This window comes from Psychrobacter sp. Sarcosine-3u-12 (assembly GCF_002836005.1).
Classification (GTDB): Bacteria; Pseudomonadota; Gammaproteobacteria; order Pseudomonadales; family Moraxellaceae; genus Psychrobacter; species Psychrobacter okhotskensis.
The window spans coordinates 23,636-48,014 of the sequence record NZ_PJBY01000071.1 but is presented as its reverse complement, the minus strand read 5'-3'; the positions used below and the strand labels follow the sequence as shown (position 1 = coordinate 48,014).

At 43.7% G+C, this 24,379-nt stretch carries 19 protein-coding genes and 1 tRNA gene; 9 read left to right on the top strand and 11 right to left on the bottom strand.

Annotation, left to right across the window (positions count from 1 at the left end):
- Nucleotides 1–16: 16 nt before the first annotated feature.
- On the bottom strand, nucleotides 17–1,516 hold the full coding sequence (gene putP, locus CXF65_RS02240; RefSeq protein WP_101210892.1) for a sodium/proline symporter PutP: 1,500 nt from the start codon (nucleotides 1,514–1,516) through the stop codon (nucleotides 17–19).
- 518 nt (nucleotides 1,517–2,034) lie between these two features.
- Nucleotides 2,035–2,907 (bottom strand): LysR family transcriptional regulator, encoded by an 873-nt coding sequence (locus CXF65_RS02235; protein WP_025651392.1) that lies wholly within the window; start codon nucleotides 2,905–2,907, stop codon nucleotides 2,035–2,037.
- Nucleotides 2,908–3,419: 512 nt separating this feature from the next.
- Between CXF65_RS02235 and leuC the strand changes: the two genes are divergently transcribed.
- The 6 genes from leuC (at nucleotide 3,420) to CXF65_RS02205 (ending at nucleotide 9,897) form a co-directional block, all read left to right on the top strand.
- Complete coding sequence (gene leuC / locus CXF65_RS02230; protein WP_101210891.1) at nucleotides 3,420–4,838, top strand: 3-isopropylmalate dehydratase large subunit; 1,419 nt, start codon at nucleotides 3,420–3,422, stop codon at nucleotides 4,836–4,838.
- A 24-nt stretch (nucleotides 4,839–4,862) separates the two neighbouring features.
- On the top strand, nucleotides 4,863–5,327 hold the full coding sequence (locus tag CXF65_RS02225) for a hypothetical protein (protein ID WP_101210890.1): 465 nt from the start codon (nucleotides 4,863–4,865) through the stop codon (nucleotides 5,325–5,327).
- A 46-nt stretch (nucleotides 5,328–5,373) separates the two neighbouring features.
- Nucleotides 5,374–6,024, top strand: a complete 651-nt coding sequence (gene leuD / locus CXF65_RS02220) for a 3-isopropylmalate dehydratase small subunit (RefSeq protein WP_101210889.1) — start codon at nucleotides 5,374–5,376, stop codon at nucleotides 6,022–6,024.
- Between the two features lie 126 nt (nucleotides 6,025–6,150).
- Nucleotides 6,151–6,867: a hypothetical protein gene (locus CXF65_RS02215; RefSeq protein WP_101210888.1), complete on the top strand. Its 717-nt coding sequence runs from the start codon at nucleotides 6,151–6,153 to the stop codon at nucleotides 6,865–6,867.
- A 196-nt stretch (nucleotides 6,868–7,063) separates the two neighbouring features.
- Nucleotides 7,064–8,167, top strand: a complete 1,104-nt coding sequence (gene leuB / locus CXF65_RS02210) for a 3-isopropylmalate dehydrogenase (protein ID WP_101210887.1) — start codon at nucleotides 7,064–7,066, stop codon at nucleotides 8,165–8,167.
- 458 nt (nucleotides 8,168–8,625) lie between these two features.
- Nucleotides 8,626–9,897, top strand: a complete 1,272-nt coding sequence (locus CXF65_RS02205; protein ID WP_101210886.1) for a L,D-transpeptidase family protein — start codon at nucleotides 8,626–8,628, stop codon at nucleotides 9,895–9,897.
- Between the two features lie 403 nt (nucleotides 9,898–10,300).
- On the opposite strand, the gene infA is transcribed toward CXF65_RS02205, so the two are convergent.
- The 7 genes from infA to dinB all read right to left on the bottom strand — a co-directional run bounded on the left by infA (nucleotide 10,301) and on the right by dinB (nucleotide 19,315).
- On the bottom strand, nucleotides 10,301–10,522 hold the full coding sequence (gene infA, locus CXF65_RS02200) for a translation initiation factor IF-1 (protein WP_010199824.1): 222 nt from the start codon (nucleotides 10,520–10,522) through the stop codon (nucleotides 10,301–10,303).
- A 121-nt stretch (nucleotides 10,523–10,643) separates the two neighbouring features.
- On the bottom strand, nucleotides 10,644–11,483 hold the full coding sequence (gene truA, locus CXF65_RS02195; RefSeq protein WP_101210885.1) for a tRNA pseudouridine(38-40) synthase TruA: 840 nt from the start codon (nucleotides 11,481–11,483) through the stop codon (nucleotides 10,644–10,646).
- 44 nt (nucleotides 11,484–11,527) lie between these two features.
- Nucleotides 11,528–12,613, bottom strand: coding sequence for an asparaginase (locus tag CXF65_RS02190; RefSeq protein ID WP_025651385.1), 1,086 nt, complete (start codon nucleotides 12,611–12,613; stop codon nucleotides 11,528–11,530).
- A 176-nt stretch (nucleotides 12,614–12,789) separates the two neighbouring features.
- On the bottom strand, nucleotides 12,790–14,445 hold the full coding sequence (locus tag CXF65_RS02185; RefSeq protein ID WP_101210884.1) for a FimV/HubP family polar landmark protein: 1,656 nt from the start codon (nucleotides 14,443–14,445) through the stop codon (nucleotides 12,790–12,792).
- A 58-nt stretch (nucleotides 14,446–14,503) separates the two neighbouring features.
- A complete protein-coding gene (locus CXF65_RS02180; RefSeq protein WP_101210883.1) occupies nucleotides 14,504–16,438 on the bottom strand; it encodes a FimV family protein in 1,935 nt (644 codons plus the stop codon).
- Nucleotides 16,439–16,574: 136 nt separating this feature from the next.
- On the bottom strand, nucleotides 16,575–17,777 hold the full coding sequence (queA, locus tag CXF65_RS02175) for a tRNA preQ1(34) S-adenosylmethionine ribosyltransferase-isomerase QueA (RefSeq protein ID WP_101210882.1): 1,203 nt from the start codon (nucleotides 17,775–17,777) through the stop codon (nucleotides 16,575–16,577).
- A 452-nt stretch (nucleotides 17,778–18,229) separates the two neighbouring features.
- Nucleotides 18,230–19,315, bottom strand: coding sequence for a DNA polymerase IV (gene dinB, locus CXF65_RS02170; RefSeq protein ID WP_101210894.1), 1,086 nt, complete (start codon nucleotides 19,313–19,315; stop codon nucleotides 18,230–18,232).
- A gap of 496 nt (nucleotides 19,316–19,811) precedes the next feature.
- Between dinB and CXF65_RS02165 the strand changes: the two genes are divergently transcribed.
- A complete protein-coding gene (locus CXF65_RS02165) occupies nucleotides 19,812–20,057 on the top strand; it encodes a hypothetical protein (protein WP_101210881.1) in 246 nt (81 codons plus the stop codon).
- Nucleotides 20,058–20,124: 67 nt separating this feature from the next.
- Here CXF65_RS02165 and CXF65_RS02160 read toward each other — a convergent pair.
- Nucleotides 20,125–20,210 (bottom strand) — tRNA-Leu (locus CXF65_RS02160).
- A 139-nt stretch (nucleotides 20,211–20,349) separates the two neighbouring features.
- A complete protein-coding gene (locus CXF65_RS02155) occupies nucleotides 20,350–21,123 on the bottom strand; it encodes a ferredoxin--NADP reductase (RefSeq protein WP_101210880.1) in 774 nt (257 codons plus the stop codon).
- 461 nt (nucleotides 21,124–21,584) lie between these two features.
- Here CXF65_RS02155 and CXF65_RS02150 point away from each other — a divergent pair, with 461 nt between their 5' ends.
- Both CXF65_RS02150 and CXF65_RS02145 read left to right on the top strand, forming a co-directional pair.
- A complete protein-coding gene (locus CXF65_RS02150) occupies nucleotides 21,585–22,469 on the top strand; it encodes an SAM-dependent methyltransferase (protein WP_101210879.1) in 885 nt (294 codons plus the stop codon).
- A gap of 104 nt (nucleotides 22,470–22,573) precedes the next feature.
- Complete coding sequence (locus CXF65_RS02145; RefSeq protein WP_101210878.1) at nucleotides 22,574–24,376, top strand: GspE/PulE family protein; 1,803 nt, start codon at nucleotides 22,574–22,576, stop codon at nucleotides 24,374–24,376.
- The last annotated feature ends 3 nt before the right edge of the window (nucleotides 24,377–24,379 follow it).

The following is a 24,379-nucleotide window of genomic DNA, read 5'->3' as shown; positions in this document are numbered from 1 at the left end:
GCTATAAATTGTAAGCTTATTTATTTAAGTTAAGCTCCATTTCTTTGTATTTAGCAGATACTGAAGGTCTTGGGCCCCCAGTCATGATACTAACCGCAAAGATTGCAATGGTACTTAAGATAAAGCCTGGAACGATAGCATATAACCAGCTGTTTAATGGTACGCCATTCATCTGGAATGGACCATAAACCCATAGGATCACAGTCAATGCACCGACAACCATACCAGCGACCGCGCCGTTGCGGTTCATACCGCGCCAGATCAGGCTGAAGATAACCAAGGGTCCGAATGCTGCCCCAAATCCTGCCCAAGCGTTAGAAACTAAGTTCAATACTGAGCTGTCGGGGTCAGAGGCGAGCAAGATAGATACGATAGCTACGGCTACAACCGAGATACGACCGACCAATACTTGGCGGGCTTCAGGAGCATCTCTATCAAAGAATAGCTTATAGACATCTTTAGTCAGCGAGCTTGATACCACCAATAGTTGCGAGGAGATGGTACTCATGATCGCGGCTAAAATAGCGGCTAATAAGAACCCTGAAACCAACGGTGTAAATAAAAACTGTGTAAAGACTAAGAAAATAGTCTCAGGATCATCCAAGGTCATTGCGGTTTTTTGTACATAAGCACGACCAGCAAAACCCGTCATTAAAGAACCAATTAAGCTGATAACCATCCAGCTCATACCGATGTTACGTGCCGTTGGGACGTCTTTGACCGAACGTATCGCCATAAAACGAACAATGATATGCGGCTGACCGAAATAACCTAAGCCCCACGCCAGTAATGAGATAATACCAAAGATAGTCATGCCACTAGTGACATTTAATAAACTTGGATCAATGTTTCTAACGGCTTCAGTCGTTGCTGATATACCGCCAAGATCGGTGAAGGCTACGACAGGTACGATCACCATTGCAAATAACATGATGACACCTTGTACAAAGTCAGTCATCGATACCGCTAAGAAACCACCAAATAAGGTATAGGCAACGACGACACCAGCAGTCACCCAAAGACCCGTACTATATGATAAGTTGAGCGAGCTTTCGAAGAGTTTACCACCACCTACTAGACTTGCGGCGGTATAAACGGTAAAAAATAAGATGATAACGATTGCTGATATGACCCGCAGCATGTGCGACTTATCTTCAAAGCGGTTGGCGAAATAGTCCGGTAAGGTAATGGCGTTGTCAGCGACTTCGGTATAAACGCGAAGGCGAGGTGCCACAATGATATAGTTCAGTAAGGCACCGAGTGTCAAACCAAGTGCGATCCACATACTTACGACGCCATCGGCATACATATAGCCTGGTAGGCCAAGGAGCAACCAACCTGACATGTCCGACGCCCCTGCTGATAATGCAGTGACTGCGGGACCTAAATTACGTCCTCCTAACATATAGCCTTCGGTATCATTGGCTTGCTTAAAATAAGCGTAAACGCCAATCCCAATCATCACTAAGAAGTAGGCGCCCAACGATATCAGCACGCCACTAGAAATCCCATTCATATAAACTGTCCTTAACCAACGTTGTTGGCTGTAATTATTTTTAACTATATAAAATTAAGTCTCACAAGATGATGTTCGCAAACAATATCCAAAGACAAAAAAAGCCATTAAGTAGGACATAATGGCTTTCGACTTTTAGTCAGTATTTTCTGTTAGTTTTATATGATTGATACTGTTTTAAGAATAATATTCATAAAATAGTGATTAGAGGACAACAAGTATTGCTTCGTCGAAATCTTGTCTATAGCCCTTATCTGCTAATTTTTCACAAATGCTACTCACTTATAAAATCAATCATTTAAAACCATTAAACCTACTGTTTACCATCATATATTACTCTAAGCCTTCAATATATGACTATCAGTGCTATTATGGTAAATTTATGTTATAAAAAAGCCACACGTATTATAACGTATGGCTGTTTAAAATGCGAACGGCTGACCTAGAGTTATAAATTAATGACCTTTATAAAGCCCGCTAATTTTAGAAATAACTATTTAACATCTATAAAAAATTATTTAATCAATAGGAGCAAGCAAGTCTAACAATGCGGTTACGCTGCTTGATTGGGTAAGCTTTGGATTAATAACCACCCCCAAATAACGCTGCAATTCAATATTATCCGCCATATCTATACGTTCTAAATCTTGACTGACCATCGTTTGCGGCAGTACTGACCAGCCAAGTCCCACAGAGACCAACATCCGGATAGATTCTAGCGGGTTGGTACTCATCGTCGCGTATGGCTTTAGATTGTGCTTGGCAAATTCCGCTAAGGTGATCTGACTGGTAAAAGTATTGGCAGAGGGCAAGATAGCAGGGTAGCGCGCCAATTGCTCGAGCGTCACATTAGATTTGGTCGCTAAAGGCGATAAAGTGCCGGTCATAAAATAGAGCGGATCTGACCATAAGGTATGATAGGTCAAACGCTTATCGTAGACGGGCGGCAAGGTTAAAAATGCGAGTGATAAATCGCCATCGAGCACGGCCTTATGCGCGGTTTCTGAATCGACAAAATGCACTTCTAGTTGTACCGCAGGATAGGCTTGAATAAAATGCTTGAGCACAGGAGCAAGGTGGTGCAAGCCGATATGGTGGCTGGTGCCAATAACGAGTTTACCCGACACAATATGCTTTGAATGCTGGAGGTTTATTTTAAAGTTTTCATAATCTTCAAGCCAACGTTTGGCGTGCGGCAACATTTCACTGGCGGCTTGAGTCGGTACAATACCGCGCCCGACTGTATCAAATAAGGTGATGTTAAATTCATCTTCTAAGTTTTTGATGCGCTTACTGACCGCAGGCTGAGTGATAAACAGCTTTTCTGCTGCGCCTGAGATGCTGCCTGTGTGCATAACAGTGACGAATGTCGTCAAATTCGTGGTATTCAAACCGGTTTCCTTAGCTACGTAACGAGCTATAAATAAAAGTTGGCTAGCCTAATCATAATGAATTAGAAATAAAAGTTTGTGACTATGCAAAAATCATCAATTATTATTATAGGATTAGCCTGCTATAATCACAAGACATCAAGACGTATTATGACATATTTATTATATTAACTTGGTAATTGACCGTATAACACCTATATTGACGACCAATTTTATTGATTTACCCAAAGACCCCTCAAGTAGTATTGATATAGTTGCGTGAGGGACCAATTTAATAGACAGTGCTTTTTAATGGCTTTCCATAAAAAGTGCCTTTGAAGAACAGGTTTGATAAATAGTCTTGATAGACAGTAAATTGAATTTAAAAGACAGCGGTAATACAATGCCACGTTATCGATAGAGTGATTGATTAGACAAGTATGACAATTAGATAAAAGCCTCTAAAACCTAGCTCGCTGTGGTGTGAGCAGGCGCATAGAGTCAGTAATTAGCAACTAATAAAGGATAGCAACATGGCCGGTCAAACGTTATATGACAAACTTTGGAATGCTCACGAAGTCACCAAGCGTGATGACGGTTCGAGCCTGATTTATATCGACCGCCATCTATTGCATGAAGTGACGAGTCCGCAAGCATTTGAAGGTCTGGAGCTGGCCAATAGAGCGCCATGGCGTCTGTCGGCTAACATCGCTAGTCCCGATCATAATGTACCAACGGTGACCAAAGAGCGTTTAGAAGGCGTGCCTGGTATTAAGGATAAGGTGTCGCGCTTACAAGTACTCACCTTGGATGAGAATTGTGCGAAGTTTGATATCGCTGAGTTTACTATCAATGATGCGCGTCAAGGTATCTTGCACGTGGTCGGTCCTGAACAGGGTTTGGTATTGCCGGGTATGACGGTGGTTTGTGGTGATTCACATACTGCCACCCATGGCGCACTTGGCTGCTTGGCACACGGTATCGGTACCTCAGAAGTTGAGCATGTATTGGCGACTCAGTGCTTGATTCAAAAGAAATCAAAAAATATGCAAATCCGGGTCACCGGTAAGCTTGGCGCTGGCGTGACATCAAAAGATGTGGTACTTGCTATTATCGCCAAAATTGGCACCGCTGGCGGCACGGGGCATGCCATTGAATTTGCTGGACAAGTCTTTGAAGACATGAGCATGGAAGGTCGCATGACCGTTTGTAACATGGCCATCGAAGCAGGTGCACGCGTGGGTATGGTCGCAGTTGATGATACGACTATCGATTACGTCAAAGGTCGTCCTTATGCGCCAACCGCTGAGCAGTGGAAGCAAGCAGAAGCTTACTGGCGCACTTTATACTCAGATGCTGATGCCGTATTTGATACTATTATTGAGATTGATGGTAGCGAGATTGCGCCTCAGGTTTCTTGGGGTACGTCACCTGAAATGGTCGTCGATATCACGCAGTCGGTACCGACACCTGAGCAAGCCGTGGATGAAGCGCAAGAAGAAGGCTGGTTGCGCGCTTATACCTATATGGGTCTAACAGCAGGGCAGAAAATTACTGATATCCAATTGGATCGTATCTTTATTGGTTCGTGTACCAACTCGCGTATCGAAGATTTGCGTGATGCCGCCGCTGTTATCAAGGGTCGTAAGGTGGCGGACAATATTAAAGAAGCCATTGTCGTGGCGGGTTCTGGGCAAGTGAAGTTGCAGGCTGAAGCAGAAGGCTTAGATGCCTTGTTTACTGAGGCTGGATTTGAGTGGCGCGAGCCGGGCTGCTCTATGTGCCTTGCGATGAATGCCGATAAGCTTGAGCCACAAGAGCACTGTGCCTCGACGTCTAATCGTAACTTTGAGGGTCGTCAGGGTAATGGCGGTCGTACGCATTTGGTCAGCCCAGCGATGGCAGCAGCGGCAGCATTAGCGGGTCACTTTGTAGATGTACGGACGTTTTAATTTAGAACGGCTGAGAGAACAGAGATGAAAATACTGCTCTTTTTATTTTGCATACTGAGTAGCTCTCACCTAGCGATGGCTCGTGATTACTGTAATGGAAGATTTGCCTATTGTGTCGATGTGCCAAATCAATTGCAATGGTTGCCTGAAGCAGATAATGGTGACGGTCGTCATTTTAAGTTGCCCAACTCCAATGCCGATATTTTGGTCTTTGGCAGTAATACGCCAAGTGTCTTCTTTTATACAGATAGTGATTATCTGAAAGAAAAGCAGCATCGATATAAAACAGGCATGACAGTTACTTATGAGCGGTTAAAAGATAAAACCTATACAGTAAGTGGTTATAGAGAGGATGGTCAAGTTTTCTATCATGTTATTAAGGTTAATAATGGTCAGGAAGTAGTATTACATCTGAACTATCCTGAGAGTGAAAAAACTAAAATGACAAGTATTGTTAAACAAATGGCACGCTCTTTTAAGCTTCATTAAGCAGCTAGAAAATTTACGTTAGTAATCGATATTTTAAGGAAAAACCATGCAAGCTTATAACACCCAAACCGGTATCGTTTGCCCACTCGATCGCGCGAACGTCGATACCGACCAAATTATCGCCAAACAATTTTTAAAATCCATTAAACGTACGGGCTTTGGCGTCAATTTATTTGATGATTGGCGTTATCTCGACGAAGGCTATCCGGGTCAAGATAACAGCACTCGTGTAATTAACCCAGATTTTGTCTTAAATAAGCCCCGTTATCAAGGCGCTACTATATTGCTGGCACGCAGAAACTTTGGTTGTGGCTCGAGCCGTGAGCATGCACCTTGGGCACTTTCAGAATATGGCTTTCGTACTATCATTGCCCCAAGCTTTGCCGATATTTTTTATAATAACTGCTTTAAAAATGGCATGCTGCCAATTGTCTTAGATGAAGCCATTGTTGATACCCTGATGAAAGCAACGCTTGCCAATGAAGGCTATGAGTTGACCGCCGACCTCGAGCGTCAAGTGGTTATTACCCCAAGCGGTGAAGAGTATGCTTTTGAGGTCGATGAGTTTCGTAAGCATTGCTTGCTAAATGGTCTTGATGATATCGGTCTTACTTTGCAGCAAAGCGATGCGATTAAAGACTATGAGCATAAAATGATGCAAAAAACGCCTTGGATATTTAATGACGTTAGAGCATAGAGCGTGACTGATAGACCAGTGGCTATAAAAAACCGATGAACAATAGTAATGCAGCGTTGAGTTATGCTGATGAACTGGCTAGAATGAAGGGTAACTTATCTTCCATATTAAATAGTAGCCGTCATTATGAATAAACAACGTTATGCTGTCTGGACAAGTATGGCTGTCGCTGCAAGTTTATTGTTAACAGGCTGTCAATCATTGACGGGCTATAAACAAATAGACAAAGCAGATAGTGCTAAGGTGCGTGCAGGGAACATCCAACCTGTTGCGGGTGAGGTGAATATTTCTTGCCTAGGTACTTATCATTGTGAAATTGTGCAGATTGACAAAACTTTAGTCATTGCTCCGGATACCCACGAGCCGGTCAGTCCTGACATGCTGGTTACCATGCCCGTTATCGAAGGCGATAAGTCGGCACAAGAACAGATGAGTATTGATATGGCACCGCTGCTGAATAATAATGCGGTCAAAATCGTTCCACTGTCTAAATCTGGTATGCCAGGATTGACCAATTACTACGCACGGGTCAAACCTGCAAAACGCGAAGTACAGGTTAATTTCTATCCAGAAAATAACGTCGGCTATGTTGAGCGTTTTGCGATTATTCATGATTTCGTCGAACCAGGCACTTATCAGTTGCGAGCTTATCAAAAAAAATCTAGTGACAATTCAGGCAGTCTGTTAGACACAGCATCACCCGAGCCTTTATGCATCGAGCTGTCGCAAGATAAAAGTTTGCAGCGTCGATTCTGTAAGCAGTTGGACGCTGAGCATCAAGGAGAGTTTGTAGAGACCAGCATTGTTGAGCAAAAATCTACGCAAGCAAAAACGGTGGCTTGATAGTGATGGCTAGCCTCTCGATTTGATTATTTTGCAACATTTAGCTAAATAAGAAACAACGACCTCTTGAGTACTGACTACCATTGATAATGGTGGTCTATTATTGCATTTGTCGCTAGAGGTCGTTTTTTATAAAGCGGCAATACAGCTTTAGCACTACCAATCAATAAAAAACTATTTACCCAAAAGGATCTGTATGGCAACGATTTTAACATTAGCGGGCGATGGTATCGGCCCTGAAATCATGACTCAAGCCGTTGATGTGCTTAAGGCTGTCAATAATAAGTTTGAATTAGGCTTAACCCTTGAATCTGGATTAATTGGTGGTGTGGCGTTTGATGCCACGGGTGAACCATTGCCAGAAGAAACGCTACAACGTGCGCGTGCAGCAGATGCGGTGTTATTGGGTGCGGTGGGTGGTCCTAAGTGGGATGGTATTGAGCGTAGCAAACGTCCTGAGCGTGGTTTACTTAAAATTCGTAGTGAGCTGGGTTTATTTGCCAATCTGCGCGTAGCCAAACTTTATCCGCAGCTTGTTAATGCCTCAAGTATCAAGCCTGAGATTATCTCAGGTCTGGATCTACTGATTGTCCGTGAATTGACGGGCGGTATTTATTTCGGTGAGCCACGCGGTATCCGAACCTTAGAGAACGGCGAGCAACAAGGCTATAACACCATGGTGTATAGCACCAGTGAGATTCAGCGTATCGGTAAGGTTGCTTTTGAATTGGCAAAAACACGCGCACAGGCTGCAGGTACGCCAGCCAAGGTTTGCTCAATCGATAAAGCCAATGTCTTAGAAGTCACTGAGCTGTGGAAGCAGACGATGATTGAGATGCAGCAAGCGGATTATAATGACGTAGCGTTATCGCATATGTATGCTGACAATGCTTGTATGCAGCTGATTAAAGATCCTAAGCAGTTTGATGTCATGGTGACGGGCAACATGTTCGGCGATATCTTGTCTGATGAAGCCGCTATGTTAACGGGCTCTATCGGTATGCTACCGTCTGCCAGTCTTGATGCTGCCGGTAAGGGTATGTATGAGCCGTGTCATGGTTCAGCGCCCGATATTGCTGGCCAAGACAAAGCCAATCCCTTGGCAACGATATTGTCTGTGGCGATGATGCTACGCTATACCTTTAAACAAGAACAAGCTGCACAAGCGATTGAGCAAGCGGTCAGTGAAGTGCTCGATGATGGCTTACGTACCCTTGATATCTTGGACAGCACTGAGGCAGGCTTGAAGCAAGTAGGCTGTCAAGAAATGGGTCAAGCGGTATTGGCTAAACTGGTATAAATAAACTGCGCTAATAGCTCCTTTACAATATATTTTAATCGTCTGATTTTTCTACTAAAACCCATAAATTGCTCAGCAGTTTATGGGTTTTTTATGCGCCGACGATTCGACATTACTGATGAGAACAATTCAGTCGTAAAATTCAGGATGCGGCACTTACAATACTGATCAGGCAGGCGTTGCATTAACACAGACACCGTAGGATAAGGCGTTTAGTAACACAAAGCCGTTATATGCTCACAACGGAATATGGCAATATTGGTAACTTCCAAATAAGCAGTAATAATGTTATTCCTCCAAAGACTGCTCATTAGCAATGTAAACGATAGATGTAAATAGTGGGTAAGAATAATAAGTACTAATAACGAAATTTCTAGAGCGTGTCCTCATTTTTAGCCTATTTATTTCAGATTGAGGACACGCTTTAATAAAACAAAAAATAATTTTAGGAGCATTACATGTATCAATTGACAAAAATAAGCACTGCGTTATTGGCGATTGGTTTATCAACCACTGTTTTCATAGGTCAAAGCGTAGCAGCAACCACTGAAAATATGACAGCGACCGATGAAAGCACGGCAGCAACCCCTGAAGATACGCAGGCAACCAATGAGACTACGACGACGAATACTGCTAATGTCCCTAACCAAGTCGCCACCAACAGAGATATCATCAACGGAGCTATTCCCAACAAACCTAACCCGAACATGCTTGGTAAGGCCGTGAGAGATGATGCTACTGATATGAGTCCAGTGACCAATGGGGTTAGCCAAAAGCTGACGGGCAACAGTAAGACCGCCGTATCGCTGAATAAATTTTTACCCACGATTAAGTACAGTACAGAAAATCTGCCAGCGACTGCTCAAAAAGTGAATGCAGCCAATTGGCAGGCGGGGGCAGATATCGATCGTAATACGGGCACAAAGTTGCAAGCATTATTAAATTGGCAGCACAGCGGCGTTGGTCCTGTGGATGGCTATTGGGGTAAAAACACCCGTAAAGCCATGCAAGCGTTCCAAAAAGCCAAGGGCTTGACGGTCACAGAGACATTAAATAACGAAACGTGGCAAGCATTAACCAAAAACGACAAACTGCTGGCGCAACCCGTATTGGTCAGCTATCAGTTGAGCGAGGCGGATGTCAATATCAAAACCACGACCATTCCAGCAGCAGCAAAAGAAAAAGCAAAGCTCGAGGGGATGTATTACGAAAGCGTGATAGAAGGACTGGCGGAAAAATTCCATATCAGTGAAAAGTATCTTAAAGCGCTTAATCCCAATGCCAGTTTTAGTGCTGGCGAAACCATCATCGTCTACAATCCGGGTAATCCGAACACCAAGGCTGTCAGCCGCGTGGTCGCTGATAGAACGACTGAAACGCTCTACGCTTACGATGCGCAAGACAATTTGGTCGCCAGCTATCCAACCACCGTAGGCAGCACGGCAACGCCATCGCCCACAGGCACGCACACCGTAGCAGTCAAGGTGCATGAGCCTAATTATACTTATACTGCTGATGATGGTAGTAAGGCGATTATTCCACCTGGCCCTAACAACCCTGTAGGAATGGTATGGATTGGACTAAGCAAGCCCTCGTATGGTATCCACGGTTCGCCAGACCCTGCTCGTATCAGTCGCCAAGCCTCGGCAGGTTGCGTACGTTTGACCAACTGGGACGCGTTAGCGCTGCTAGGCGTCATTCAAAATGGGGCAACCGTAACATTTAAATAACGGTTCAGTATTAGGGCGTGTCTTCAATTCAAGCGCTTGTATCTATATGGGCTAAAAATGGCTAAATTTTGCCAAACATCGTCAAATAGCTGATTAATATCCCAATATTATTTGCGCTATTTTCCTCGTTTGACGGCAATTTATCTCATTTTTATGAGCATTTTTAAAATGAGGACACGTCCTAGTAAATCTTAAAAGCCGGACAAAAAAATACCGCTGTTGAATAGCGGTATTTTTTTATGATAAAAACCAATAACTAGCATATGATAGGCAATAATGAGTAGGTTAGCAATATCATTATTATTATCCGTTAAACCACTCAAGAATTTATATCAGTGCAAACCGTTTATTAATAAAACGTCTCGATACAAATGCCGTTATAACCATTCTAGGAAATAATAATTTAGTTTTTGCCACGATAAGTGATACGACCTTTAGATAAATCATAAGGTGTCATTTCGACCTTCACTTTATCACCCGTCAAGATACGAATGTAATGCTTGCGCATCTTACCTGAGATGTGTGCAATGATTTCGTGTCCGTTTTCTAAACGAACTTTAAACAATGTATTTGGAAGGGTGTCAATGACTTCGCCTTCAAATTCAATAATCTCGTCTTTTGCCATAATTTGTATCAATCAATTAAAAATAAGCCGATATTATACGTAAGTTTGCTGATTAAAGCAATACAGCCCTAGGTTTTTACTTGACAGTCTGTAACTGTTATGTATGTCCATTGAGGTTCATTCAGTCGGGCAAATTTAGCCAAATGGGCGTTAAAGGGGCGTTAGGTAATAGCTGCTGAAAGCGTTCAGGATAGTAGGCGTTAATAAAATACAAGCCATCACCAGAGGCGGTAGGCGGTGCAATGGTACGGTCTTTTTTGGCTAAAATATTTAAAAAATCGCTTGGCTCTAAGTCATGTCTCCCAATAGCATATAATGTGCCCATCAAGTTACGCACCATGTGATGCAAAAAACCATCTGCTTGGATATCAAAAACAATGAACTGACCATGAGCAAATAACCTAGCATGGCTAACGTTACGTACCGGCTGATTAGACTGACAAGCCGCCGCGCGGTAGCTGCTAAAATCGTGAGTACCGACGATATCGGCAGCCGCCAATTGCATCGCCGCCAAGTCGAGTGGCTCATAGATATGCGTTACTTGATGATTTAAAATAGCAGGGCGCTGTGCTTGATTTAGGGTGATATAACGATAACGGCGGGCAATGGCACCGAAACGCGCATGGAAGTCCGCTGGCATCGGTTGAATCCAGCGCAGGGCGATGTCATCAGGCAACAAGCTATTGACGCCGCGCAACCAGTTTTGCGTAGGCCGATAAGCACGGGTAGTAAAATGGGCAATCATATTGCTGGCATGCACACTGGCATCGGTACGACCAGCGGCGATCACTTCTACCGGTTCATTGGCGACCTTACTGATGGCAGTCTCTAGCGCTTGTTGGACACCGAGCACTTCTCGTTGACGTTGCCAGCCATGGTAATGAGTACCCAAAAACTCAACCGCAATCGCTAAGGTATAAATGGGTGAATCGTCAGACGCTATATGCTTAATCTCAGTCATGGTGTGTTCAAAATATATACAGTTGAGTAGGAGGTAGTGGTCTGTTAGCGTTTTTTAATGGTTGTACCAGCTTGGGTGACATTATTCAGCCAGCGCTGTCGACGCCTTGCAGGACTGTCATAGCGCAGCAGCAGCCATAATAAGCGAGCATAAATAGCGGGGATCGTTAAGCGCCCGCCGGCTATTACATGATAATCATACTGCCAACTACCAGCAGCGTAACTATCGCTCACCCCGCCAAAGGGCGATTGGCTGGCACAGATCACCATGTGGCCGCGCTCATAAGCCAGTTGTAGAGCAGCTGCCAGCGCGTCCGAATAGGGGACATTGCCTGCGCCAAATCCTAGTAGCATAATGCCAGAGGGTGGCTGCGACAATAATGCTTGTAGCTGATTGCTCATCACCTCGGTGTCATTAGGCAAACAGTATAAAGCATGGATGCGCACCTGCTCAGCGCGACCTTGAATAGCATCAATTATATCGTATTGGTCATCAAGCCAATGCTGTCGCCGCGTGTCTGGTAATGCTCTTATATAACTATTGGCAGGATAAGCGGCTCGAGAATGTCCGGTAAATGCCATTAGATCATGACTGTGTATCTTTTGCACCGTTTGTGCTGGCCATGACTCACCACCAAAGCAAATTTTAATGCCTGATTCGCCAGCCGCTGCGAGTTTTAAGGCGTCAGTCAGATTGTCCCATGCGTCACTATTGGCATCGACACTATAGTCATGCAACACTTCACTGTCTAGTAACGGGCGCATACTGCCAGTCACAACGATACTAATATCGCTACCGGCGAACGCTTCTGCTAAAAACGCCCCTAAATAACTTAAGGTGTCAGTACCAGTGATTAAGACAAAGCGTCTGTTACCTTGTGCATAGGCGCTTAATAGGAGTGTATAAAAATGTACAAAGTTGCTGGGAGTCAGTTGGCTGCTGTCTTTAATTAATGCATTGTCAAGCCATGAAATCTTAGGTAGATGGCTCGCATTATCTTGCTTAGCCAGCAGTTGTTGCAATGTAGGCAAAAATATTTCAGCAGATAAAGGTGCTAAGGGTCGTCCGTAGCTACCAAAAGTACCACCAGCATAAATGAGGTGAATAGGGTCGGATAAGTTTTTTGTCATAACAGAGGATGGCATAGTATGGACGCAGTCAATGAATGTGAAAAAAAGAGAGGAAAGCTTAGGAATGATAGGTAGTATGATAATAGATATTATAAAGGTTAAATGCAAAAAAAATCAGCAAGTATTTATTCTAAATGATATAGAAAATACTTGCTGATACGAGAAGAGGTTATTGACTATGCGGTGCGGTCGAGTAGCACTTGAGCTTGCTGCTGCTGTTCGCTAGTACCTTGAGTGATGACTTCATTTAGCAAACGTTTGGCACTATCATATTCACCCAACTGTAAGTATTGACCAGCTAGATCTAAAGTGACTTGATTGCTATCCAAGGTTTTAACAAAGTCAAAGTCTGCGGCGAAACGTGAAGAGAAGTCTTCAGTTATTTCGACCTGATTGTCAGTAACAATCTCACTGTCTAGCGCGCTTAAGTCAGGTTCAGCTTCAACGGGTGTCGCTGCCGTTGGTGCATCTGCTAGCGAGTCAAAGTCAAAATCATCACCTATCAAAGTATTGTCATCGAACATCAATGGCATAGTAGGTGTAATGCTAGACTCTTCACGAGTATTTTCTACGTTATTATCATCGAGCTGAAACTCTTCAGAACTATTGTCTTCAAAGCTGCTGTCTTCAAAGCTGTCACTTTCAAGGTCATTGTCTTTAAAGTTGTTCTCTTCAAGGACAAAATCACCAAGATCATTATCTTCCACAAGAGCAGGTTGTTCACTCTCTAAGACATCATCGGTAGGCAGTGATTCATCGATGTCATCTAACGATAAGGTAAGGTCATCTTCGCTATTTTGAGGTGCATCTATAGTGGCTTCATTAGTCGCTTGCTCAGCATCTGCATCCACAGCAGTCTCTAAGTCTGCAAAATCTAAGACAAAGTCTTCATCTTCTAGCGTGATGTCTTCAGACGCGCTATCAATAACAGCGGCATTGACAGAAGGCTCGGTATTATTATCGGCTTGTGCAGGCACATCAAGGCCAAAGTCGAAGTCGCTGATATCATCGTCTTGAATAGTAGGCGTAGCATTGCTAGCGTCTAGAGCCAGATTTTCTTCTTCAGCGATATCGACCTGACTGACCGGCATAATACTAGTAGCAGTTGGCTCGTCAACATCATCTTCTAAGTCACTAAGTGTTAGCTCAAAGGTGTCATCGACGTTTTCAGTGGTAGCGCTGACATCATTAAAATCATCAGATACTGCGGGTTTTTCAGTAGGCGTATCGAGTAAAGAAATCGCACTATCTTCGGCAGAAACGGTATCTTGGACAGTAGGTGTATTATTGACTTGGCTGGCAGGTAAGTCAAAATCTAAACTTTCAAAGTCAGTATTTTGAGTATCTTGCGCCGCGACTGCATGTTGTGCTACTTGATTCTGCTCTTCAACCAGCAAGGCTTTTAGTTCGTCAGCTTGTGCAATGCTTTTTGCATCACTATGACTTTTGATACCGTCATAAACTCTATAAAAGTCATCTGTTTGATTGATGGTCGCGTATATACCCAGCAGCTTAAGTGATAGCTGGCTGTCATTGGGTTTTTCTATGAGACCACGATTGAGGGTTTCGATGGCTTTGTCGTAGCGCTGTTGATCGATAAAACGCTGAGCAACCGACAGATTATCAAACTTGCCTTCGTTACTCGCGTTTTGCTGCGTAGGACGATGCTGATTGGCTCCAGAAGTGGTTACTGGGGCATTGGCTGCCAAGTTTTTACCAGCCTGTATAGGCGCGCGTGCCGATGGTTTTTGCGCTTTATTTTTGCGCATTACCAAGACAGCTATTAGTAAAATAAGCACCAGTCCGGCGATGATATATAGCATATTGTCCATAGTTACTCCCACGCCTACGATCACTGTTTGCAGTACACTGCGCTGATCAGTCAGGCAATTATTGATTGCGTAATTTTTTGAGACGAGCTTGAAGCTCCGCCAGTTTTTGGTTTTGTAATTGCAGTTTTCTAGTATAGCTGTCGAGTGTACTGTTGGTTTTTGACAGGCGCTGCGCTTGTGATGCCGCTTTCTGCCTAGAGGCTTTGAGCGTCGCTAAAGTTTCTGTACTGAGACCATTACCCGTGGTGGTTGCTGCTTTGGCTTGAGTCCCATCGGCGTTGCCATTTTTATTGGCATCGTGACCGGGCGCGAGTACAGAAAAGCGCGCTGTTGGCAATGTCTGAGTATTAGTAATGGCTGGCTTCTCAGGATTTTTGGCTGCTTGAGTTGTCTTAGATGGTTGCTCAGGCGCTGTCTTAGGCATTATTTTTGCCGCTGGTTTTGCTGCCGCTATTTCCTTACCGCTAGGGGTGTTTGCGCTCATTCGATATCGTCTTTGAGCATCAATAGCCGCTTCTAGATTTTGCTGTGATGGCACAACCTCATAGTCGGGTAAGCTCAGCTTAGCGTCTGCTTTGAGTTGATCTGCGTCTTTATTGATAAAAGCATTCGGGTTTTGAGCCTGAATCTGTTTCATGACCGTTTGAACGTCTAGATTGTTTTTCTGAGCAACCTGCTGGGCAATGACCCACAAACTATCGTTACGCTGTACTTGATAGTCAACTGGCGTGCTACTAGCGTTGTTAGTTCCTGTACCATTTGTAGCTGCGACATTGCTATTTACTGTTGGCGTAGCTGAAGCAATCTCGCTAGAGGGGATATGGCTTGGCGCTGTAGTAATAGCGTTGCCAGTATTTACCGCAGGTATAGCTGCAGCGTTTGCAGCATTAGCGTTTGCAACATTGTTAATTGGTAGCGACGATGCAGACGAGTTTACCATGATGCCACTATTGCTCTTATTACTAGGCTGTATCTGTCTTGTGATTTGAATATTCAGAATATCGAACTGTTTATCAGTGATTTCAGCCGTCGTCTCATTATTTACCGCGACATTGTTAGCCATTACTTTATTAGCGATTACTTTGTTTTCGGTAGAATTGTTAGCTGCCTTGACTATAGCGCTGGTATCGTTACCACTAGCAGCCGTTGTCATAACGCTGTTGTCAGTATTTGCACGACCATTGTCCAAACGACTGACCGACTCACGGCTATTATCATTAGCGCCAACCAAAGCAACGCTATCATTGATACTAAAACTGCCATTCAAACGGCCATTATCCAAGCGGCTAGGGGCATAAACAGGGCTATTGCTTTGTAGCGTAGACGCAGTATTTTCCGGCAAGTTTGGCGTAACTGTCGGGGCTTGAATAGAGGCTTGAGCAGTGCGCACAGGCATTTTAGCCGCTGACAATGTTGTTGCAGTTGCTTTTGTTAATTCTGTTGCTTTAGGTGTTGATATCAGTGGTGGCGGCGCACCTCTTCTAACCGTCAACGGTTTGGCATTGGTGGCTGACACGACAGGTAAATTAGGTTTTTTTGCCCCTGTCACGATGTTTTTGGCGGCTTTAATCGGTACGCTCTCATCAAGAGGCATGAGTAATGTCTTAGGAATGACATTACGTTGACCCCCGTCATTAATGGCTAAGACCACATCGGCAAAAGGCTTAGAGACGGGCTGCGTGGTATTGATCAAAACCTGACCGCTGGTCGCTGATGTTGGTCTAAAGCTAACCGTCATCGAATCTGTTGACGTCAGCCCCATTTGTTGATAAATAACAGGATTGGCCAAGCTGGCTGAAAAGTCGGCGGCTTTAATATCAGTGACCATAATGCTGGCAGTCAAGGGTTCGTGCTGTGCAGAGGTGACAACAGTCTTACCGATCGTTGCTGCTTGCGCGCTAGAAGATATAGCCACATAGCCTATGGAATAAAGTAACGCCATCGACACCGCACAATTTACAGTAGTCAAGCGATGAGATAAATGACAAGACATGTGCAGCCCTTAGAATGTGAGTTACCTGTGCTGTTATAACAAAATACGGTTTAGTTTACCAGTTTATTTCATAGACGTTGTTTTTTAGTAGCTACTGTACAGTAATGCTGACTGATAATATTTTAAGTAAAGAGTATTATTTCACTTTTTTATCAAGGAGCATCGCATCGCCATAGCTAAAAAAGCGATATTCAGCTTGGATAGCATGTTGATACGCTTGTTCGATAGCGCCCTTACCTGAAAATGCTGATACAAGCATTAATAGTGTGGACTTGGGCAAGTGAAAATTCGTCAGCAGTCGGTCTATGACGCCAAACTTAAAGCCAGGATATATAAAGATATCGGTGTCGCCTGACCAGCTAGAAAGCGCGTTGCCGTCAACTGCCGTTTTTTGATACGCCGTTTCAAGGACACGCGTCACCGTTGTACCAATAGCGATGACTTGCTTGCCGTTTGCATGGGTTTGATTAATAAGATCGGCGGTTGGTTGTGGCAGATGTGCGTATTCGCTGTGCATGGTGTGGTTGAGTAAGTTATCCGTTTTAACAGGAGCAAAAGTACCCGCGCCAACGTGCAAGGTAACAAACGCTGTATGAATGCCTTTTGCCGAAAGCTTATTTAATACCGTTTCATCAAAATGTAGGCTGGCTGTGGGTGCGGCGACGCTGGCAAGCTTGGCTGGATCATGAAAGACCGTTTGATAACGCGTATTGTCTGTGTCATCAGCATGACGCTCAAAGTAGGGTGGAATGGGCAACTCACCATAAAGCTCTAAATGAGGGAGAATAGACGCATCAAAGGCTAAAATAAACAAATTGTCTTGCCGACCAATCATTACGCAGCCCATATGACCCTCAGCGAGCGTTAATCGCTGCCCCAGTTTTGGCGCTTTACTGGCTTTGACATGGCAAAGGGCCACATGCTCTCTAATAACTGGTTGCTCGTCCGTCGTCACTAAGTGCAGAGTCGCTATATCCAAATCCGAGAGTTCAATCAAACGCTCAATCAATACCTCCACCTTGCCGCCGGTATCCTTTTGACCAAACAAGCGCGCTTTCATAACTTTGGTATCGTTAAATATGATCAAATCGCCCGCATTTAATAAATCAGGTAATTGCGCAAATAAACGATCCTCTACTGGACTGACCTTATCATTACTGTCGGCAGGCAGGTATAACAATTTTGAGGCTGAACGCTCTGACAACGGGTAACGAGCAATCAAGCTATCTGGCAGCTCATAATCGTAATCATCTACGCTCAAATAGTTTAAGCTATCATTGTTTCCATCAATATGAATGGCAGTATTACTATCGGCAACTACAGGGTGAGAATTGGTCATAATCAGTCTTTGAAAGGATAGAATTTTGGCGTAATTGTAGCAGAAATCAGAATATGAAAGGATAATTACTAAAGAATGACTCAGTATAAAAGTTATTTTGATCACCCAAATAGCCTAAGCATTTTTATCAATCACAATTAATCCTATAGTTGTTCCACCAAAGAAATATTAGGGTCTGTTGAACATTCAAATGAGGCACTGGCAGTGGCTATTTTTTAGACAATACGCAGTGAAACTCTTGACGCCTAGTCATTCTAGGTTAGATAATTTCGCCATGTATTGGCAAAAAATAGCCCTGCCCTGAAAGGCTGATACTAAAATCACCCCAAACGTTGTTGTAAACCTAGCTAAGGTCTCGACATTATCGTCGGTTTACGCCTGATTTGATAAAAGGTTTGGGACGATTTTAGCAATCAGTAGTCCTAATATTTGAATGTTCAACAGACCCTAGGTTATTCAAATAAATTTAACTGTGGTAATAATTGTGTGGCAGGGGTCAATGAAGAATAAGTCACCCCAACCAGCCTAATAGGCAGCTCGCGTGGAATGTCTAAAAACAGCTTATCTAACCAGTAGTGAGCATCTATAGCATTCACAAATGCAGTCGATAAGGTGTGTGAGCGCGTAATTTGAGTAAAGTCTGCGTATTTGATTTTCAGTGTAATGGTATAAGCAATCAATTGCTTCTTTTGCATTTGTCTAAATGCATCGTCATTTTGCTCGTAGATTTGTGCTTTTAGTTCGTCGTTATTGTTTAGATTGTCTCTAAATGTGGTCTCAGAGCCTACCGATTTATGCGTGCGCTCAGATTTGACAGGGCGCTCATCACGACCATGAGCAATGTCATGATAAAACTGGCCACGCTTACCAAACTCCTGCACCAATATAGCGGCTGGCGTGCGTCGAAGGTCGGCGCCATTGCTCACACCCATCGCATGGAGGCGCTTGGCAGTTGCTTTGCCAATACCATGAAAGCGCTCGATAGGTAGTGTACTAATAAAAGCATCAGCATCAGCTGGGGTGATAATCGCTGTACCGTTAGGCTTATTAATATCAGAAGCAATTTTGGCTAGCATCTTATTAAATGACACGCCTGCAGAGGCTGTTAATCCAGTTTGTTCTAAGATTTGCGCCCGTAACCAATTGGCCATCAAAGTCGCAGAACCTTGCTGGGCTTGCAAACCCGTGACATCGAGATAAGCTTCATCCAAAGATAACGGCTCAATATGCGGTGTCAAGCGGTGCATGATACTGCGGATATCGCTACTGACCGCACGGTAGACATCAAAGCGTGGTCGCACAAATACTACTTCAGGACAGCGTTTGCGCGCCTCGTAACAGGACATCGCCGAGCGCACACCAAATTTACGGACTTCGTAGCTAGCTGCAGCTACCACGCCGCGACCATTTGGGTCACCACCAACTACTAATGGCTTGCCACGTAGCTCAGGAAAATCACGCTGTTCAACACTGGCATAAAAAGCATCCATGTCGATGTGAATAATCTTACGCAAGCTTGGTTTGATAGAAGCAGTCATGACAACTATTTTACCTGATTTGGTGATTATTTTGGTATTGATTGTAGGAGGTGGGAACGAGCTACGATGATATGCTTGAATGAACAGATCTAAGAAAGTAACAGACATAAATAGCTCTGATTTAAACTTCTAGTGAGTTAGTGTGCCTCTATTGATAGGCTTATCTTTATCATCGCATGAAATTTTTCTTAACAGTTATTTTAATAATTATTCTAATAATTGTGCGGTGACTATCTGGTCATCGATAAATTAATACCGTTTATCATAAATAAATGCTTTTTATATTACAGTTTTACTTCTGAAGTTTTACACTAGAATTTCAACAGAAGTAAACGACTGTTGAAAGGACAAAAAATGCCTTATCCGCTTAGTTACTAAAATAATGATAGGTGTTGTTTATAGCTCAGGCCATGCTTTTAGAGCAAGTAATAGCACAAGTCATCATCGTAAAAAGATGTCTTTTTAATGATGATGCAAGACAATTAAGGAGCTGCTGATGAATAACGAATTAAAAGGGAGCGATTTGACAAGAGCAATGCTGACACGTGGTGATAAAGAGATATGGTGTGCAGTTTGTGATAACAGCGATGAGCAAGCAATGATGGATCATTATGGTAATGATTTTACCGCTTATATTGTCTCATTCTATGACGGATATTTTTATTGTAGCAGCGGAACACCTTGGGGTTACGCAGTACCAATCAAAATAAGTGCTGTCATGCAATATGAGGTAGGAATATAAACATAATGACCAATCATGCTGGCACAAAAAAACCTCCAAAATAGGAGGCTTTATTGTTAATAAATAATGGTACCAGTGGTCGGACTCGAACCGACACGCTTTATAGGCAACGGATTTTGAATCCGTCATGTCTACCAATTCCATCACACTGGCATGTTAGGTGATAAAGTCTATTGTGCCAAACCTTATCGAATTGGGCTACAGTGTTTTCTGTATAGGCTGCGTATTATAGCAGCCTATTTTTGAGCGTCAAGAATTATTTATAATAATTGTGCTTTTAATCACATTAATCTTAACCGACAAAGGCGCGCTCAACCGCATAGTCCGCTTGCACGCCCATGCGTGGCGACACAGTGAGACCAAAACCATCTAAAATCTCAGAGACTTCCGCATTGAATGGCATGCTGCCACAGATCATGACACGGTCATCGTCTTTATTCATCGGTGGCAAACCAATATCTTCAAAAAGTTTGCCTGATTTCATTAAGTCGGTAACACGGCCTTGATTTCTAAATTCTTCACGAGTAACCGTTGGATAGTAGATAAACTTCTCGCGGAACCATTCGCCAAAGATTTCATCGTTGGGCAGCTCATTTTCGAACATGTTACGATACGCCAAATCATCTGCATAACGAACGCCATGCACCAAGATGATTTTATGAAAGCGCTCATAAACCTCAGGGTCACGTGCCAAGGCCAAAAATGGCGCAAGCCCCGTACCAGTGGACAACATATAAAGGTGTTTACCGGGTAGTAGATCGTCTAAGACTAGCGTGCCGGTGGGCTTTTTGCTGACCAATAGCTCATCGCCGACTTTGATATGTTGTAGGCGTGAGGTCAAAGGGCCGTCTTGAACCTTGATAGAAAAGAACTCTAGATGGTCTTCATAGTTAGGGCTAGCAATCGAATAAGCGCGTAGCAGTGGTCTGCCATCGACAGCGAGACCAATCATCGCAAACTCGCCATTGCGAAAGCGTAAGCCATCGTCACGTGTGGTTTTGATGCTAAATAAGGCATCATTCCAATGATGAACCTCTGTAACCGTTTCGGTGCGAAGTTTTGACATAAAGTCCTCGTTAATAAGTCGCTATTTTTATCGTTAAGTGTAAATGAGTATGAAATTAGAATTTTCAATGATAGCTGTTGGACGCTAACCATATATTATATAAGCGGGTAATTATTATTAAAATATTAAAATGACTATAAATGCTCATGCTTTGAAATATTTTTTAGCCAAAAACCAATAATATTGTGAATGTATGAAGCAAGTTACAAAGCATTTTTTTTACATTTATACAAGGAGTCGTAGGCTAGTCATAAGGTTTTTGTCCTCATAAGCACTATAGGTATTGTATGAATGCAAGCCATTCTCAATAAATTTCACGCTCATAATACCAAACTTTAAAATAAAAATCTGTCTAGCAGCCACGATGTACCATGATAAAATGGAATATCGTTAGTGAGTAATTTTGTATGCTTGAGCCAATTGGCTCGATAAAGACCGTTTGTTATCAGTGGAGTGACCATATGTCTGGCGATAATGCCTTGTTGAATGACCAGCATCGAGCACCAATCATTGGCTACCATCGTGCGCCGCTCTCACAGAAGTTTGGTGCGCCAAGACAACCGAATTTGGTGGCGCTGACTAGTGTGATTGAGATGCTAGCGCCTTACGATACGCCAGCGGCATTCATTGGCTTAGACACTTTTAGCCATATTTGGATCAGCTGGCAGTTTCATCACAACTATTTATATAAAGACAATCAGAATCACAAAAACGAACAGGAACATCAAAACGACCAACTTGATACCACAGGTAGCGGTTTTCGACCACAAGTTCGACCGCCAAGGCTTGGTGGTAATCAAAAAATAGGCGTGTTTGCCAGTCGTAGTATGTATCGACCATCCGCTTTGGGATTGTCTGTGGTGAAACTTGAGCGTATTGAGGTGATACAAGGTCGGGTATTAATTATCATCAGCGGTGCTGATATGATAGATGGGACGCCCATTATCGATATCAAACCTTATGTGGCTTATAGTGATGCATTGAGTCATGCAAAAAGTGGTTTTGCGCAAACTGCGCCGCACTTGTTGGATGTGACGATTATCGAGCTGGCTTATGAGCAGTTTTTGCAAATTGTCGCCAATCAAAGTGCGCAAAATGCAGCGGTAGAAAATGCTCAAAATAAGCAATCATCAGTTAAAGCAGTCATTGATAAAACTCAAAAACAGTTAATGATGGCTGATCTAGACACTATCAAAGCCTTAATCGCCCAAGATCCACGTCCTGCCTATCGGCGCACCGAGTTAAATAAGCGTTTTACCATGCGCTATAAATCTGTTGATGTCAGCTTTCAGCTGATAGAATCGGGACAGTTGCAAATAACGGCCGTTGTAGCAGTGACTTCTTAGCATGAAATTGGCGCACTGTATTTATGCTTTATCAAAGCCATGAAAGTGAAAGCTATAAACTGCTGATTTGTGAAATATTTATTGACCAATAAAAGAAGAAAAATATGTCTGCTCAAAAATATTCGATCGTGATTGATTTACGTTGGTGTCTTGATGAATTACTAGCAGATAGAGTAATTGATCAGCGCGGCTATAATCTGGTGATAACCAGTCGCCGTGACAAGGCGCAGCATCCGCTTCTGACGATTAGTGAGTTTGGGTTGCCTAATGATCATGCGTTTGATGATCATGCGCTTGATGGTCATGCTGAGAGTAAATTAACGATAGCATGGCTCAATCAATGGCTAGCGGCCAAAGCAGACATGCCACTTGTGCGTATTGATCCGCTGAAAGTTGATGTGCCAGCCGTCACGCAGCTGATGTCGTTCGAATATGCGCGCTCGCAGCATATTTTGCCGATTGAGGTCACGTTAAATGAAGTGGTCATCGGTACCGATCAGCCGTTTTATACAGACTGGCACTCTAATATAGAAAAGTTAATTAAGTCCAAAAGCTATCGTACGGTCTATATCAATCCTGAACAGATCAATCGCTATCGACAGGAGTTTTATCAAGTCACGCAAGCGATTGCTGGGGCAAACTCTCTACATAAGCGTGCGGCGGCTGATGTCACCAATGTCGAGGCGTTGTTACAGCTTGGCGACAATACCAATCCCGATGCCAATGACCAACACATCGTCAGGGTTGTCGATTGGTTGTTGCAGTATGCCTTTGAGCAACGCGCCAGTGATATTCATTTGGAGCCACGTCGCGAGACCGGAAAAGTGCGCTTTCGTATTGATGGCGTATTACACACCGTTTATGAGATGCCGCTGGCGATTATCGTCGCGGTGACAGCACGGATTAAAATCTTGGGCCGTTTAAATGTCGCAGAGAAGCGCAAACCGCAAGACGGCCGGCTAAAAACCCGTACGCCAAAAGGGTTAGAGACTGAGCTACGTCTCTCTACCATGCCGACTGCTTTTGGTGAAAAGCTGGTCATGCGGGTATTTGACCCCGAAGTATTGGTGCGCTCGTTTGCTCAGCTTGGTTTGTCTGGCAAGCAGCTTGAGACATGGCACGAGTTGACCGCGCATCCAAACGGCATTATTTTGGTCACCGGCCCGACCGGTTCAGGTAAAACGACCACTTTATACAGTACGCTTAAGCAGCTAGCCACAGAACAAGTCAACGTCTGCACCATTGAAGATCCTATCGAGATGATTGAGCCCGCTTTTAACCAAATGCAGGTTAATCCGGGTGTTGATTTGCACTTCGCTGACGGCATTCGCTCTTTGATGCGCCAAGACCCAGACATTATTATGGTCGGTGAGATTCGTGATGCTGAGACTGCTAATATGGCCGTGCAAGCATCGCTGACGGGACATTTGGTGCTCTCGACGTTGCATACCAATGATGCACCCAGTTCACTCACTCGCTTGCATGATTTGGGCATTCAGCCGTTTTTGACCTCAGCGACGATATTAGGCGTAATGGCGCAGCGCTTGCTACGTACGTTATGTCCGCATTGTAAAAAAGCAGTCGATGTTACGCCAGACAGTGAAATTGCGATACAGTGGCAAGAGCTGGTACAGCCTTGGCGCGCTGCTGTACCAGCACAAATTTATATAGCGCAGGGTTGTGAGCACTGTCGCCATACCGGCTATCAAGGTCGCGTTGGTCTATATGAGATTATGCCGTTATCGAATGAGCTAAAAAAACTGGTGGCAGCTGATGCCAATTTGGATGTATTGAAACAACAAGCCTACCGTGAAGGCGTACAGCCGCTACGCTTATCGGGTGCGAAGCGTATCAGTGAAGGGGTGACGACCTTAGAAGAGGTGATGCGTGTGGTGCCGTTACATTAATTT

Excerpts from the sequence above, each read along its gene's own strand:
- putP (WP_101210892.1), bottom strand. The coding sequence starts at position 1,516 with ATGAATGGGATTTCTAGTGGCGTGCTGATATCGTTGGGCGCCTACTTC.
- leuC (WP_101210891.1), top strand. The coding sequence starts at position 3,420 with ATGGCCGGTCAAACGTTATATGACAAACTTTGGAATGCTCACGAAGTC.
- CXF65_RS02225 (WP_101210890.1), top strand. The coding sequence starts at position 4,863 with ATGAAAATACTGCTCTTTTTATTTTGCATACTGAGTAGCTCTCACCTA.
- leuD (WP_101210889.1), top strand. The coding sequence starts at position 5,374 with ATGCAAGCTTATAACACCCAAACCGGTATCGTTTGCCCACTCGATCGC.
- CXF65_RS02215 (WP_101210888.1), top strand. The coding sequence starts at position 6,151 with ATGAATAAACAACGTTATGCTGTCTGGACAAGTATGGCTGTCGCTGCA.
- leuB (WP_101210887.1), top strand. The coding sequence starts at position 7,064 with ATGGCAACGATTTTAACATTAGCGGGCGATGGTATCGGCCCTGAAATC.
- CXF65_RS02205 (WP_101210886.1), top strand. The coding sequence starts at position 8,626 with ATGTATCAATTGACAAAAATAAGCACTGCGTTATTGGCGATTGGTTTA.
- infA (WP_010199824.1), bottom strand. The coding sequence starts at position 10,522 with ATGGCAAAAGACGAGATTATTGAATTTGAAGGCGAAGTCATTGACACC.
- truA (WP_101210885.1), bottom strand. The coding sequence starts at position 11,483 with ATGACTGAGATTAAGCATATAGCGTCTGACGATTCACCCATTTATACC.
- CXF65_RS02190 (WP_025651385.1), bottom strand. The coding sequence starts at position 12,613 with ATGACAAAAAACTTATCCGACCCTATTCACCTCATTTATGCTGGTGGT.
- CXF65_RS02185 (WP_101210884.1), bottom strand. The coding sequence starts at position 14,445 with ATGGACAATATGCTATATATCATCGCCGGACTGGTGCTTATTTTACTA.
- CXF65_RS02180 (WP_101210883.1), bottom strand. The coding sequence starts at position 16,438 with ATGTCTTGTCATTTATCTCATCGCTTGACTACTGTAAATTGTGCGGTG.
- queA (WP_101210882.1), bottom strand. The coding sequence starts at position 17,777 with ATGACCAATTCTCACCCTGTAGTTGCCGATAGTAATACTGCCATTCAT.
- dinB (WP_101210894.1), bottom strand. The coding sequence starts at position 19,315 with ATGACTGCTTCTATCAAACCAAGCTTGCGTAAGATTATTCACATCGAC.
- CXF65_RS02165 (WP_101210881.1), top strand. The coding sequence starts at position 19,812 with ATGAATAACGAATTAAAAGGGAGCGATTTGACAAGAGCAATGCTGACA.
- CXF65_RS02155 (WP_101210880.1), bottom strand. The coding sequence starts at position 21,123 with ATGTCAAAACTTCGCACCGAAACGGTTACAGAGGTTCATCATTGGAAT.
- CXF65_RS02150 (WP_101210879.1), top strand. The coding sequence starts at position 21,585 with ATGTCTGGCGATAATGCCTTGTTGAATGACCAGCATCGAGCACCAATC.
- CXF65_RS02145 (WP_101210878.1), top strand. The coding sequence starts at position 22,574 with ATGTCTGCTCAAAAATATTCGATCGTGATTGATTTACGTTGGTGTCTT.